The following is a 12967-nucleotide window of genomic DNA, read 5'->3' as shown; positions in this document are numbered from 1 at the left end:
CCAGGTGAATCGATGGGCACCCGTGCGCGATGTCGGGGGCGTATGGAAATGTTCGTGACGATCAGTTCGAGAGGAGCCGCCACCATGCCACCACGCCGCAGTTCGCAATCCGCGTCACTCACGCCCGAGGATCTGACCAGTCTGGCCGCCGAGGTCGCACAGGGTCGCCGTCCGACGGTGTATCTACGCGAAGGAATCCCGGGCCTCGACCTCGAACCCGGCACATCGGCGCGTGTGTTGTCGGTATCCGGCAGCACCGTGACCGTCTCGCCGAGAGGCGTCGACGACGAACTTCCCTACGAGGCGAACGAACTGCGGAGGACCAAGAACGAGGCACCGGCGAGGTCCTCGGCGCCAAGGTCGTCGGCAGCGAAATCCTCGACCGGCAATCCGCATACCGCCACGGCGACTACACCGAATTCTGCTGCCCGACAGCGACGCACGCGCACGCCGGAAACCTCTACCGCACAATCTGGTTCGTCACGCACCGACGCACCGGCGAGGTCGTCCGACACCGAACCCAAATCCAAACGCGCCCCGGTGAAAAAGGCCGCGAAGACCGTCAGCGTGACCATCTACGGTTCCGCGGACAACCAATGGTTCGTCTCGATGACCCGGGGCGCACACAAGCCGCAACGGGCACGGGCGGTGACAGTGGAATCGGTCGACGCGGCCATGCGAGAACTCGGTGACAGCATTGTCCAAGACGCGGTGACGTCGGTGATGACCGCCGCTCGCGAGGAGGCCAAACGCCGCGTCGACGACCTCAGCCGCGAACTCGAGCAAGCGCGCGAGGCACTGGCCGCCCTCGACAGTCACTGACCGAACAAGCCCGGTCCGGCCCTGGACGGTGCGACGGCGCCGTTCGGCCCGAGCCTGCAACAGTTCCGGTGTGGGAGACGCCGATGGCGTTCGCCATGGACAGGGAAGACATCCCGTGGGGCCGTCCGACGGCGGCGGACATTCCGCTCCCACCGTTCCGTGACAAGACCGAGCATCAGCGGTACAGCAAGTCACTGGCGCTGCACTTGGCCCTGATCGACGACGGGTCGACCTCGTGGTCGACCGTGATCTTCGACGGGGTGGACCCCGATTCTTCGCCGACCCCGACGATGACGGCGGCTGGGCGATAGGTGCGCACGAGCGAGGGAAGCGAGCGTGCCTTCGATGACTCCGAACTCGCGTAACTCGCACCGGGCACGAAACTCCCCCACCGTGCGGAGGGTTTCGACGATCAGAAGTTTCCCTTGAATCCAGCCGGTCGAATGCCATCGACTCACCTCTTGCCTGTCATCTTGACTGACCGGCGCGCCGGTCCGAGGAGCCCGCTCTTGCAAAGAGCCCCAGGGCTATTCGCCGTTCCGTGGGTTTCTTTGCACTAGTGAGACATATGGCAGCTGAGACCAGATCGCCGAGCCCGCAGTGCAGTGCCATCGCAGCCAGGTCCGCGTGCTGTAGGCCGATGCGCGGGAACGCCATCGACTCGATTCGTGGCCCGGCGTGTTCGAACTGCTTCGGCACCGTGTTCGCACCCGCGCCGTCGAGGCCTTCGATTGCCACCAGGATTCCCGTGAGCGAGGTGGTCGGGCGGCGGCCCGGACCGGCCGCAGGCGAATCCCCAGTCGGTGGTGATCGGCGACATCGGAGACGTGATGGACAGCCGGTCGACGAGCCGCCTCTCGAGCGGCTCGTGCGTTTCCCGCCGGAAAGGAGATCGAGCGCGGTCCGAGCCGCGCCAGGAAGCGCCGGCCGGCCCTTGCTCGTGGTGCGGTTGTTGCGGGCGCGGTACATCGCGCCCGACCGGCGGGTGTGCCCGGCTCACCGTCGGCTGCGAGGCGCTGCGCCTGCCGCGACGTCACGCCGAGGATCTGTGCCGCCTCGGACACCACTCGGGGCCGGTGCGATGGTTGTCAGAATGGTCGTCACCCGTCCGACAGTGCCTGAATTCGAAACCCCAGAAATGAGAAAACCACCCGTTACCAGGTGGTTCTCGGAGTCGGGCTGACAGGATTTGAACCTGCGACCACTTGACCCCCAGCTATCGCTTTGCGATCCGTGGGCGACCGCCGCAGTACACTTTTCGCAGGTCATGGGATTTTTCCGACATACGCGAACACCTGCAAACGTCCACGAATCTTCGACAACTGGCGTCAAAACTGGCGTCAAAAACTCCTACCCAAGAAGGACCAAACTGATAACCACCATTCCCGCCGCCTTCGCAGGCTCGTTCGTCACCGTCGATGAGGATGGATCGATCCTCACCACCAATAACGCCGACGACGGGCTCACACCGACGACCGCACGACTGTTCGCCGAAGAGCTGCGCGCGGCGGCGCAATTCGCCGACGCCATCGGCTCCATTTCGCCGTCGACCGTTGAGAACGGCGAGTAACGTGCGGATGATGAACGGTGAGGCCAGCGATCATCCTCTGCCGACCGCCGCGCAGTGCGCGAGCCTGTCTATTCTCACCGCACCGACGGTAGTCGTATTGGACGGGCATACCTCACAGTCGATCGTCGGGAACGATGGCACGGTTTCCTGGGTCACGCCCGAAGCACGCTTCCAACTGGTGCGCGTATCCGACCGCGTGCCGTATCTCGACCCGCAGACCGGCGACCGGTTTTTCAGTGAGGCTCGGATTCGTGAACTCGCCGAGAACGGATTCGGCGGATAGGCCGACCCCCAAACGGCAACACACCACCCCAAGCGTAATTGCTTGGGGCGGTGTGTTTTTCGGCGCTGGTCTGACCTCACCGGGCCGCGTCACACGGTTAGGATCGGGTCATGGGCCAGCCATCGAGGCCTTCGTCTCGTTGACGCCGATGTTTCCCCTACTCGAGCGCGAGCAGGAGTGCTTTCACCCGCGCGGACACCGCCGCCGACTTCGCCGCGTCGTCGGGGCTGCCGTCGGGGCTGCCGTCGGGCGCGGTGCCAGGATCGGGCGGGTAGCTCTGCCCGAGCAGGTCGAGGACTTGACCGAGCGCCGCGAGCTGGTCGGGCACCTGGTCGTCGGGCAGCGTTGTGAGCGCCTGCGCGCCGGCGATCAGGTCGGCGACGGCCTCGGGGTCGAGGGTGTTCGCCGGCTGTCCTGTCGGGTCGGCCGCCGTCGTCGGATCGGGCGGTACGGCCGCCGGATCGGGCGGTGCCCCCTTGGACGACAGCACTCGCGCGTCGCGGTTGCTCGGCAGGTAGACGAAGGCGCCGCCGATGAGTTCACGCTGCGGGGTCGTCCCGGATTTCGTGCCGTCCTCGAGGAACTCGACGGACACGGTTTGCAGATGCCCGGTGGTGACGAGTTGCCGCACGCGCTGACCGAGCTCGGTCGGCGCGAACGTGCCACGGACGCGCAGATTGCCCGCGTCGTCGATGAACGGCCGACCCGACCCGACGATCCCGTCGACGCTCATCGAGTGATCCACGCCGATCGGAATGTGTTGGGGTAGTGGCTGTTTCCAGCCATCCTTGGTCAGCACGTCACCATCGCGGTCCTTCGACTGTGCCGACAGCACGATGTCGAACTCGCCGCCATCGGTTGCGGTGACGTGCCCGGTCGCACCTTTCGTGCGCGTTGCGATGCTCATGGTGTGCCCTCCTTGGTGGTGGCCGCGGTCACCCAGCCGGCGCGCAGCCACGCGTCGGCGACGCCAGATGGCGCGTCGACTTGTTCGCCGGGGTCGTAGGATACGCCGTCATAGGTCACCGAATATGGTGTGTTCACAACAACTTTCATCGTTCTACCCCTCTCAGGCGATGCCGGTGATCTTGAGGATCGCGGTCGGCCGCTCGACGGCGAGCCCGATCCGCGTCTCGATGACGAACCGAACGATGTTCTTCACGAAGTCGTCGTTACTCGTGCCGGTCTGCACGGTGATGCCGTCGCGGACGAGCACACGGCCGAACTTCGTGGTGTCGAGGAGGACACCGGTGCCCTGGGTGAGGCTGGTGGTGGTGAACACCTCGACGCCCCACAGGGAGTTCGCCTCGTCGCTGGTCGGGTCGGGCGCGACGAAGTAGTTGCCGGTCCCGGTGGCCTTCGACCGCCGCAGGATCGACCAGTCCAGCGGATGCAGGACCAGCAGGTTGGCATCGGCCTTCGCAGTGGCCGCGCGCATGGTCGCGATCGACAACTCGACGGCGTCGAGGTTGCTTTCGCTGTGCGCGGTGTCGACGGCGTGGGTGAGGATGCCCGAGGTCGACAGCAGACCCGTCAGGTTGCCCGAGGTGCCGCTACCGGTGAGGATCTGCGCCGCCTCGAGGTCGTAGACCTGCTCGATCAGCTCGTTCTGCCAATAGGACTCGAACGCGCTGAAGTCGCGCAGCGTCTCCCACGAGATCCCGGCGTGCGTCGCGAGTTTGACGACCTCGGCGGTGACCGTGTCGACGACTGCCGTCGACTCCGGCTTCGCGGCGCCCTCGGCGACCACACCGGGGCCGCCGGTGGTACCGGTGTGGCGCAGGTACTCATAGACCGGCGCCTGGATCGACTCACTGGGCAGCTTGTCGATCAGCCGCGGGGCGTGGACGTTGACGCCGAGGACGCTGGGCGCGAATGCCGGGGGAATGTCGCCGGCCACCGAGCTGTACCCCTTCTGACGGATGGCGTAGGCCGCGCGGTTGGTCACCGCGGCGTGCATCGCACGCAGGTCGCTCTCGGCGAACGAGACCGTCGGCACCGACTTGGTCTGCGGGGTCAGCGCGTCGCCGCCGTAGTACGCGGACGCGCCGAGGCCGCCTCGTAGCGGCGATTTGGGCATCTGGGAGTGCGCGTCCTGGATGGCGGCCAGCGCGGCAACGTCAGCGTCGAACTCGCCGACCGACTTCGACTTCAGCGACGGCGACAGCGTCGACGCATCGAGTGCCCGCAGGTCGGCGGCGATTTCACGGGCAACGGCCTTCGCCCTGGTGGCGACGCGTGCGGTGGGCGCTTGGGCGGCGAGACCCGCGATTTCTTCGGAATACTTGGACATGAGACACTCCAATCGAGTGAAGATCGTTGCACTGCAACGTCTTTGAGAAATGGGAGAATGGCCGCGTGACCTGCGCGGCAGAATCGCCCGCGACCTCGGGCGGTGCGGCCTCGTCGAGGTCGCGTGGTCGTCGCGACCTCGACGGAACCAGAGTGTCGGCGCTGCGCGGGACGGTGCCCTATCGCACGGTGCGGCGCTGCCGAACATCTCGATTGTACCGGAGATTGTCTCAATAGGGCGTCTGTGCGCCATCGCTCATCCGCGCGCGGCGGCAGAGGTCGAGGGCGCGGCGTGCGTTGCCGATGTCGAGGTCGGTAGCGAGACCAGCGGCCCACAACTCCGCGCGCAGGCCCAGCTCGGCGACAGCCAAGCCGAGGCCGGAATCGTCGTCGAGGTCGATCACGACGTCGTTGAGCCGGGCCGCTAGCACCGCGATGCGCGCGACGTCGCCGGCGTCGAGGGCGCGTTCGAGGGCGCGGAGGCGGATGCGGACAGTGTCGGCGCTCACGACGCACCCCCGTTGAGATAGCCGGCCGGGTCGACGACGCGGAGGCGCCGTTGCTTGGCCTTGCGGTCCTGCGGCCGGAATGTGCCGAGTTGCTTGTCGAGGCGCGACATCTCGGCGGTCGCCTGAGACAGCGTCGACACCGATGGATTCTTCACCCGCGTGTTCGGTCGACTGCCATCGACGATGTGCCCGCGCGCCGCGATGTCGGCGAACGCCTCGTCGGCGATCACCCGCCACCGGCACCACTGCTCGACGACCAGCGGGTCGGCGAGGCGCTCGAGACCGAGCGCCTCGAGCTCAATCATCTTGGCCCGCCAGGCCTTGCGCAGCGCGGTCGACGCACCGCGCGGCGGCTTCACTCGTCACCCCCGTAGATGGCGCTCGCGTCGAGTGCCTCGTCGGCGCGTTCGTCGACCCCGAAAAGGTACGGGCGGTGCGCCGGTGTCCACGGTGCGGCCGGATCGAAGCCGGCGCGGTCGAGCAGTCGCTGCGGGTCGTCGAGCAGGTAGCCGCGCGGATCCTGGAGACCGTCGGCGTAGGCCCGGCCGCCGGTGGCCGGACGCTGACAGATCACCAGCGAGCGCTCGCGAACGTTCAGCAGCGCCGCGGCGAGCGCGCGGGGGAACGGAACCGCGCCGTCGAGATGCTGCCGGTACTCCAGCTCGAACAACAGCGCGACCCGCGCCCGGCGAGCGGCCCGGTCGGGGTCGAAATTGTCATCGAGCTCGCGAATCCTCGCGAATCTCCACTGTTCACGCCTACTCAGCGGTGTCTCGTCAATCATTCGGTCCTCCTTGGGTGTCAAAACGGCTTTTCTGGACATGCGGCGCACGTTGCCCCGGCAGAGCGGTCTCCGCGTGACCGGCGCGAGAGATGCCACCCACCCCCCTGCCATCACGGGCTCGGTGCGGGGGGTATCGATGTCGGGGCCGGTGTATGGGGGTCGCTGTTTTCGCGGCGATACGTGCGCGTCGTGGTGTAGGACCACGCGGGTATTGCGTATTGCGGTGGCCTGGCTGCCACGCACACGGGCTATCGCCGTCCCGGCGGCCATAGACACGCCTCGGCGGGCGCGTGTTCGTCTACGACGCAGATCAGCGTCGTTGCGCCGGGCCAATACATCGACGGGCGCGCGGACACGATGACCGAGGCGCCGAGCGCGGTAGCGCGGCGCTCGAGCGCGTGCAACTGCTCCCCGTCGACTTGATAGGGCTCAAGCGTCAGCACACGACCGAGCGCCGCATGATTCCACAAGCGCGGGTGATCCCAAGTCGGCCCGGCGAACAGCTCGACCTCGCCGTCATAACAGCATCCGTCACACGTGCGCGTCACCCTGTGCCGCGTGCCGACCACGACGCGACGTAGACAAGGCGGCGCCCACACGCGCTCGAGGCCGTACCAATCGGCCGCGCGCCGGTGATGGAGTTCAGGGTCGGCCGCGCCGTCGTCGCGGCTCTCTCGCGCGTCCTGGTGCAAGAAGACCGGCGAACGGCTCATGGCAGGCCAGGCCGGCGCGTTCACTCGGATACCTCGTTGCCGAGAGCCCATGCACGCGCGGTGACCACCAGAACATCTTCGGCGATCGTCGAAACGTAGCCGCGCAGTGAATCCGACGACACGAGCGCCTCGCCGTCACGGTAGCCAAGGACGACCCGCGTCCGTCCGGCGCCGTTGGTCTGGACTAGCCAACCTTCGGCCGGGAACAGCTTCGCTCCTCCGGATCCTGTGCGGCACTGCGCCCACAGCGGTTCGTCTCCCAACCGTGCCGCAACTCCGGTCGTCGTCCACGTCACGGCCGTCTCCTTCCCATGTTGCTGCTGTGCGAGCGTGCCGTGTGTGCGCAGTGCGCGCCTATATATATAGGCGCGGCACACTGGCGCACTGGACTCACCAGTGCGCCCGCGCACTGGCCGCGCACTGCGGCGCACTCAACTTTTTTCCTGTCGAAACTGCTCGGTACCTGCACAGATGCCGGGCTCGAGTGCGCGGACCATCGTGGCGCACTCGAATCGAATCGAGTGCGCCGTGCCCACCCCGAAAATTGCCCAGTGCGCGGCGCACTCAAACCGACATTTCGGGCGCTCATCACGAGCCGTCCTCGGCGGCGATCCGGTAACTAAAAGCGCGCCGCGAACCGTGTTCCTTGTGCAGCATTCCTGTCACCTCGAGGTGCGCGATCGCCTCCCGCAGCGCGGTCCGTGTCACCTCGACACCGCGCTCGTCTGCGAGCTTCGCGGCCGACGATTCAAGTTGTCGGCCGCTGAGATCGTCGGCTGATTCGCGGACCGTTTCGAGCACGAGGTCGCACGCGAGCGTGAGCGCGCGTTCACGCCTCGTCGCGCCGAGCGTCGGTCGCCGGCTCGCAGCATCGAACTCGACTCGACGTTCGGGCTCGGCAACGTCGCGCCCGAACGCCGAGAACATCCTCACCGCGAACGGGTCGTCGACCTTCTCAGCGCTCAAGCGCCACACCGCATCGGCCCAGTCGATGAGGCGCGTGTCGCCGCGTGGTCGCGTGCCGTCGTGCCCGGCGTGATGAATGGCGCAACCTTCTGTGATGCCAGCCTCGGCGAGCAAGGCGTCGAACGCGACACAGAACCGGCCGAGGTCGCGGTTCTCGTCGAGGCCGAACGCGTCGAGCACCGGCCGAACGCAGTCCAGGATCAATACCCGCACCCCGGCTTCTTGCAGGACGTGCGCCCAGCGCGAACGCGCCGCATCATCGAAGATGTTGAGTGCGCCGAGGTTCCCGCGCATATTCCAGACGGCGACAGCCTCGGGATGGCGGATGCCGGTGTCACGCATCCATTTTCTCGTCTGCGCCGGGGCCATCTCGGTATCGATGACGCCGATCGTGCCCTCGAACGTCTGGACCCCGAACTGGCCGAGAAAAGGCTCGTCGTCGGCCAGCGCGCGGACGAGCTCGTTGCGTAGCGTCGTCTTGCCGGCCTTCCGCTGGGCGTACAGAAGCACCCGCCCCCCGGCCGGCCACAAGCGATCCAGCCGATAGCTCACCGGCGCATCCGGCTGCGCCAGCAGCGTCGATAGCAGCATCGCGCCGGGGATCTGGTCGAGCGCGGGCGCGTTCGCCTCCTCGTCGACAATTCGACGCACAGCGCGCCGGACCCGCTCGTTACGCAACGCCTCGGTCATGTCACGCGAATGCACCGGACGGCCGTTCGGATTGAGAACGGTCTCGTCGACCACAAAGCCCTCGTTGCGCAGCGTGAGAAGCGCCTGACGAACCGCCTCGACTCGCTGCTGCGTCGCATCGTCGGCGGCCGTTGGCGCCGTCATCGGCCCCACAACTGGTCGGGCACGTCCACCAAATAGTCGCGCCTCGTCATGCGTCGGCCCGCCGACGGTCACGCAATGCACAGAACACGGCATGAGCGGACAGACCCAGCAGCACCGCGTCGGCGAGCAGCAGAGCGGCGGTCATCGCGCGTCCCCAGCGGCGAACTTCAAGCGATCCACATAGGCCGCAATGGATTCCGCAGTCACGAGGCCTCTGCGCCCTAGCTTGACTTTTGTCAGCTCGCCAGCGCTGACCAACTCGTAGACCGTGGTCCGCGAGATGCCGCCGAGTTGCTCGGCGGTCTCATCTATCGAGTAAAGGGAGCGTGTCACGGCGGCCTCCTGCGTGTCCGTATCTGTTCGTACGTAGACAATAATGACAGGGTTGGCGTAAATTGGCCCCTGCCAGTCCCTGTCATTAGGTGGATTTTTACTGGCATGGTGCAAGGAGGTCACGTGCTGCGCGAGGAAGTTCATGCTCTCACCGATGGATGGATGGCATCCTTCGACGCCGCGGGCGCATTCCTCCCTTTCGTCGGCGATCGGGCGGTTCCGTCGGAGATCTTCGTGTTCCATCCGGAATCGGAATCGCGCCCGCATACCTCGTTCCGGATCAGAGTGCGCCGTGGTATTCCGGTCTGCACCGATTTGGAGCTCCACTCCCCCGACGACGATGGGGAGATCCTGTTGGCACACTTGCGAATCCCACTCGACGATCTGATCACGGAGGCCGTCGCGATGAGTTTCCACACCACGTCCGATGACGTTGACGAAGCAATCAACAGCGGCCGCACGGCCCGACGGGACATCGAACGGGCCCGTCGAGGCCGACGACGCTCCGTGACGCCGGAACTCCTCGCCGAGGTCGCCCAGATCTATCGGGCAAACATCAACGACCGACCGATCCAGCAGATCCGCCGCCGATTCGGCGTCTCTGAACGCACAGCGGCGAGGTACGTCCAGCTGTGTCGCCCTAAACATGGCGGAAATCTGCTACCCGACACCGAGCCTGGGCGAAAGAAGGCGTGAAACATGGGAACTCGACGAGCAAACGGTGAAGGGACTATCACCCATCGCGCGGACGGGCGCTGGCATGGTCGAGTCGCTTACGAGGATCCGGTCACCGGTGAGCGCAAACGCATCTCGGTCTACGGCAAGACAGCGAAAGAAGCGCGCACAAAGCTGGCCGCGGCGCGCAAACGTATCGAGGTGGGACAGCCCGCGCACGATGCGAAAGTAACCGTCGCCGAGTGGCTCAACACGTGGCGTACGAGCGCACTCGAAGTGTCCGACCGTGCGGCTACGACGAAGGCCCTCTACACCAGCCTGTCGAGGAAACATCTCGAACAAGGCCCGATGTCCACAATCACACTCGACCGGCTACGCCCAAACGACATCGAGACGCTCCTCGTATACCTGCGAGACGATCAGAAGCTGGCAGCATCGTCGCGGCGCTCCGTCTACGCGGTCCTGCGTCAGGCGCTCGACACCGCCGTGCGCGACGGTCTACTGGCGACGAATCCGGCGACGCGTGTGCAGCGTCCACGGGTCGAGCGACAAGAGGCGGTCCACATCAGCGCAACCGACCTAACCGCACTGCTACGGGCAACCGAGGCGTCGCGTTATCACCGGGCGATCGTTCTGGTGGCCGGGACCGGCCTCCGGCGCGGGGAGGCATGCGCGCTGGGCTGGGACGACCTCGACCTCACCGAGGGCCTTCTGCGCGTCCGTGGCACGGTGTCACGCGTTGGCGGCAGGTTGGTGGTCGCTGCCCCCAAGACCGACCGTTCCCGACGGACGGTGCCGCTGAGCATCGAGTTGGTGGCGATGCTCAGAGCACACCGCACCACGCAGAACGCCGAGCGCCTCCGCGCAGGCGAGCACTGGGTTAATACCGGGCGTGTGTTCACTACCGAGCTCGGAACCGTGGTGGACCCGCGGAACCTGCTGCGCGTTGTCGAGTCCGCAGCGAAGTCTGCGGGCCTACCGGACGACGTGGGAGTCCACACGCTTCGACATTCCGCAGCGGTGGCATGGCTTGAGTCCGGCGTACACATCAAGGCGGTGGCCGACTTGCTCGGCCATTCGTCCATCGCGATCACCGGCGACATCTACGGGCACACGACCGACCAAACGGCCCGCTCGGCGATCTCCGGACTATCGAAAGCGCTAGGGCTGTGACCCGAGGAACTGGCGTCAGAACTGGCGTCACCTCGTATGCGAGAGGCCCTCCCGGCGAAACCGAAAGGACCTCTGACCTGCGTCGGGCTGACAGGATTTGAACCTGCGACCACTTGACCCCCAGTCAAGTGCGCTACCAAACTGCGCCACAGCCCGTTGCCCTGATCGACGACCTTCGCGTCATCAAGGCGTAGATGAGATTAGCCGACCACTGGCTCCGCATGCCAATCGCCTGGTCAGCGCCCTGCGATCAGGACACGGTCGAGCGCTTCTTGTACCAGACCCAGCCGCCGGTGACGACCAGCGCGCCGACCAGCGACCCGATGATCCCGCTGGGGCGGAACGAGATTCCGTCGCCGGAGAGCAAGCTGATCAGCAGGCCGCCGACGAAGGACCCCACCAGGCCGGCGACGATCGCGAGTCCCCAGTCGATGTTCCACATGTTCTTGCCGCCGATGATGAGCTGGGCGAGAGCGCCGATGACCATGCCGAAAACGATGATTGCCAAGATGAGCACGACAGGAGTATCTCACAGAGGCCACCGCGCGGGTCCCGGCGCCTCGTCAGCGTTTGCGACGCTCCCGCTTATCACGCACCCGCACGTTGATCCGGACGGGCGAGCCGTTGAAATTGAACTCCTCACGCAGCCGGCGCTCCAGGAAGCGCCTGTACCCGGCTTCCAGGAACCCGGTGGTGAACAGCACGAATGTCGGTGGCCGGACAGCCGCCTGGGTGGCGAACATCACGCGCGGTTGCCGACCCCCGCGCAGCGGCGGCGGGTTGGCCGCGATGACGTCTTTGAGCCAATTGTTCAGTGGCCCGGTGGAGATCCGCTTGTCCCAGGACTGTAGGGCGCTCTCCAGCGCGGGCACCAGCTTCTGGACGGCCCGGCCTGTCATCGCCGAGACGTTCACGCGGCCCGCCCACGGCACGCGCGCGAGATCGCGGTCGATCTCCTTGTCGAGCTGGTAGCGGCGATCCTCGTCGACCAGATCCCACTTGTTGAACGCGATCACCAGCGACCGCCCCGATTCGATCACCATCGACAGCACCCGCAGGTCCTGTTCGGTGACCGGCTCGGAAGCGTCGATGAGCAGGATCGCCACCTCGGCGGCGTCGAGCGCCGAGCGGGTGCGCAACGACGCGTAGTACTCGTGGCCACTGGCCGTGCGGACTTTGCGACGCAATCCGGCAGTGTCGACGAATTGCCATGTGCGGCCATCGAGTTCGATGAGTTCGTCGACCGGGTCGACGGTGGTGCCGGCGACGTTGTCGACCACCGAACGTTGGGAACCGGCCAGCTTGTTGAGCAGGGAGCTCTTGCCGACGTTGGGTTTGCCGACGAGCGCGACACGGCGTGGACCGCCGATCCGCGGGGCGTCTTCGCGCGGGGTTTGCGGCAACCGGTCGAGGATGACGTCGAGCAGGTCACCGGCGCCGCGTCCATGCGCCGCCGACACCGGTTGTGGCTCGCCGAGTCCCAACGACCACAGCGACGCGGCCTCGGCCTCTTGCTTTTCGCTGTCTATCTTGTTGGCCACCAGGATGACCGGTGTCTTCGATCGCCGCAGTGTCCGTGCCACCGCTTCGTCGGTGGTCGTGGCGCCCACGGTGGCATCGACGACCAGAACGATGACGTCGGCGGTCCGCATCGCCTGTTCGGCCTGAGCCGCGACCGCCTGCTGCAGCCCCTTGGCGTCGGGCTCCCAGCCGCCGGTGTCGACGACGTTGAATCGTCGGCCCGACCAGGAAGCGGCGTACGAGACACGGTCCCGGGTCACCCCGGGGATGTCTTCGACGACGGCTTCACGCCGGCCCAGGACACGGTTCACCAATGTCGACTTGCCGACGTTCGGTCGGCCGACGATGGCCACCTCGGGCACCCGCTCGACCTCACCGGGCTCCAATGCGTCACCGAACTCATCGAGGTTCCATTCCGCTTCATCACTCCACAAACCGTCGCCGGGCAACGCGGTGATGTCGGCGGTGCCGTCGGTGGCGTCGGACATATCA

General features: G+C 66.3%; 18 protein-coding genes and 1 tRNA gene. 6 read left to right on the top strand and 13 right to left on the bottom strand.

The features are described 5' to 3' along the window. The first annotated feature begins 54 nt into the window (after nt 1-54). From ACPXB3_RS14895 to ACPXB3_RS14880, 4 genes are all read left to right on the top strand, one after another. A complete protein-coding gene (locus ACPXB3_RS14895) occupies nt 55-822 on the top strand; it encodes a DUF6319 family protein (protein ID WP_425702358.1) in 768 nt (255 codons plus the stop codon). Nucleotides 823-905: 83 nt separating this feature from the next. Then, entirely contained in the window at nt 906-1133 is a 228-nt protein-coding gene (locus ACPXB3_RS14890; protein WP_425728185.1) for a hypothetical protein, read from the top strand. Between the two features lie 956 nt (nt 1134-2089). Further along, a complete protein-coding gene (locus ACPXB3_RS14885) occupies nt 2090-2392 on the top strand; it encodes a hypothetical protein (RefSeq protein WP_425728183.1) in 303 nt (100 codons plus the stop codon). Nucleotides 2393-2402: 10 nt separating this feature from the next. Further along, nucleotides 2403-2675 (top strand): hypothetical protein, encoded by a 273-nt coding sequence (locus tag ACPXB3_RS14880; RefSeq protein WP_425728181.1) that lies wholly within the window; start codon nt 2403-2405, stop codon nt 2673-2675. Nucleotides 2676-2832: 157 nt separating this feature from the next. Here ACPXB3_RS14880 and ACPXB3_RS14875 read toward each other — a convergent pair whose 3' ends face one another. From ACPXB3_RS14875 to ACPXB3_RS14830, 10 genes are all read right to left on the bottom strand, one after another. Continuing rightward, complete coding sequence (locus ACPXB3_RS14875; protein ID WP_425728179.1) at nt 2833-3582, bottom strand: hypothetical protein; 750 nt, start codon at nt 3580-3582, stop codon at nt 2833-2835. After that, nucleotides 3579-3719 carry a hypothetical protein gene (locus ACPXB3_RS14870; protein ID WP_425728177.1) on the bottom strand — a complete coding sequence of 47 codons (141 nt, stop codon included), beginning with the start codon at nt 3717-3719 and terminating at the stop codon, nt 3579-3581. Before ACPXB3_RS14870 ends, ACPXB3_RS14875 begins: the two co-directional genes overlap by 4 nt. Before the next feature lie 25 nt (nt 3720-3744). Further along, entirely contained in the window at nt 3745-4968 is a 1224-nt protein-coding gene (locus ACPXB3_RS14865) for a phage major capsid protein (protein ID WP_425728175.1), read from the bottom strand. 229 nt (nt 4969-5197) lie between these two features. Beyond that, nucleotides 5198-5476 carry a hypothetical protein gene (locus tag ACPXB3_RS14860; protein WP_425728173.1) on the bottom strand — a complete coding sequence of 93 codons (279 nt, stop codon included), beginning with the start codon at nt 5474-5476 and terminating at the stop codon, nt 5198-5200. Next, nucleotides 5473-5835: a P27 family phage terminase small subunit gene (locus tag ACPXB3_RS14855; protein ID WP_425728171.1), complete on the bottom strand. Its 363-nt coding sequence runs from the start codon at nt 5833-5835 to the stop codon at nt 5473-5475. Before ACPXB3_RS14855 ends, ACPXB3_RS14860 begins: the two co-directional genes overlap by 4 nt. Further along, nucleotides 5832-6260: a hypothetical protein gene (locus tag ACPXB3_RS14850; protein ID WP_425728169.1), complete on the bottom strand. Its 429-nt coding sequence runs from the start codon at nt 6258-6260 to the stop codon at nt 5832-5834. Before ACPXB3_RS14850 ends, ACPXB3_RS14855 begins: the two co-directional genes overlap by 4 nt. Before the next feature lie 248 nt (nt 6261-6508). Continuing rightward, on the bottom strand, nt 6509-6997 hold the full coding sequence (locus ACPXB3_RS14845; RefSeq protein WP_425728168.1) for a hypothetical protein: 489 nt from the start codon (nt 6995-6997) through the stop codon (nt 6509-6511). Beyond that, nucleotides 6994-7269 carry a hypothetical protein gene (locus ACPXB3_RS14840; RefSeq protein WP_425728166.1) on the bottom strand — a complete coding sequence of 92 codons (276 nt, stop codon included), beginning with the start codon at nt 7267-7269 and terminating at the stop codon, nt 6994-6996. The genes ACPXB3_RS14845 and ACPXB3_RS14840 overlap by 4 nt, the downstream gene beginning before the upstream one ends. Nucleotides 7270-7561: 292 nt before the next feature. Then, complete coding sequence (locus ACPXB3_RS14835; RefSeq protein ID WP_425728164.1) at nt 7562-8629, bottom strand: AAA family ATPase; 1068 nt, start codon at nt 8627-8629, stop codon at nt 7562-7564. A 285-nt stretch (nt 8630-8914) separates the two neighbouring features. Beyond that, entirely contained in the window at nt 8915-9250 is a 336-nt protein-coding gene (locus ACPXB3_RS14830; RefSeq protein ID WP_425728162.1) for a helix-turn-helix domain-containing protein, read from the bottom strand. Here ACPXB3_RS14830 and ACPXB3_RS14825 point away from each other — a divergent pair. Together ACPXB3_RS14825 and ACPXB3_RS14820 are read left to right on the top strand one after the other, a co-directional pair. Continuing rightward, entirely contained in the window at nt 9230-9802 is a 573-nt protein-coding gene (locus ACPXB3_RS14825; protein WP_425728160.1) for a hypothetical protein, read from the top strand. The two genes, ACPXB3_RS14830 and ACPXB3_RS14825, sit on opposite strands and share 21 nt — an antisense overlap. A gap of 3 nt (nt 9803-9805) precedes the next feature. Continuing rightward, nucleotides 9806-10954, top strand: a complete 1149-nt coding sequence (locus ACPXB3_RS14820; RefSeq protein ID WP_425728158.1) for a tyrosine-type recombinase/integrase — start codon at nt 9806-9808, stop codon at nt 10952-10954. Nucleotides 10955-11036: 82 nt separating this feature from the next. On the opposite strand, the gene ACPXB3_RS14815 is transcribed toward ACPXB3_RS14820, so the two are convergent. The 3 genes from ACPXB3_RS14815 to der all read right to left on the bottom strand — a co-directional run bounded on the left by ACPXB3_RS14815 (nt 11037) and on the right by der (nt 12963). Then, nucleotides 11037-11110: transfer RNA gene (locus ACPXB3_RS14815), tRNA-Pro, on the bottom strand. 94 nt (nt 11111-11204) lie between these two features. Then, nucleotides 11205-11471 carry a GlsB/YeaQ/YmgE family stress response membrane protein gene (locus ACPXB3_RS14810; protein WP_425702354.1) on the bottom strand — a complete coding sequence of 89 codons (267 nt, stop codon included), beginning with the start codon at nt 11469-11471 and terminating at the stop codon, nt 11205-11207. A 46-nt stretch (nt 11472-11517) separates the two neighbouring features. Beyond that, nucleotides 11518-12963, bottom strand: a complete 1446-nt coding sequence (gene der / locus ACPXB3_RS14805; RefSeq protein WP_425728256.1) for a ribosome biogenesis GTPase Der — start codon at nt 12961-12963, stop codon at nt 11518-11520. Nucleotides 12964-12967 lie beyond the last annotated feature (4 nt).

The organism is Gordonia sp. DT219 (assembly GCF_049847065.1).
Lineage (GTDB): Bacteria > Actinomycetota > Actinomycetes > Mycobacteriales > Mycobacteriaceae > Gordonia.
The sequence above is the reverse complement of the archived record's forward strand: the minus strand, read 5'-3'. Positions and strand labels throughout refer to the sequence as shown.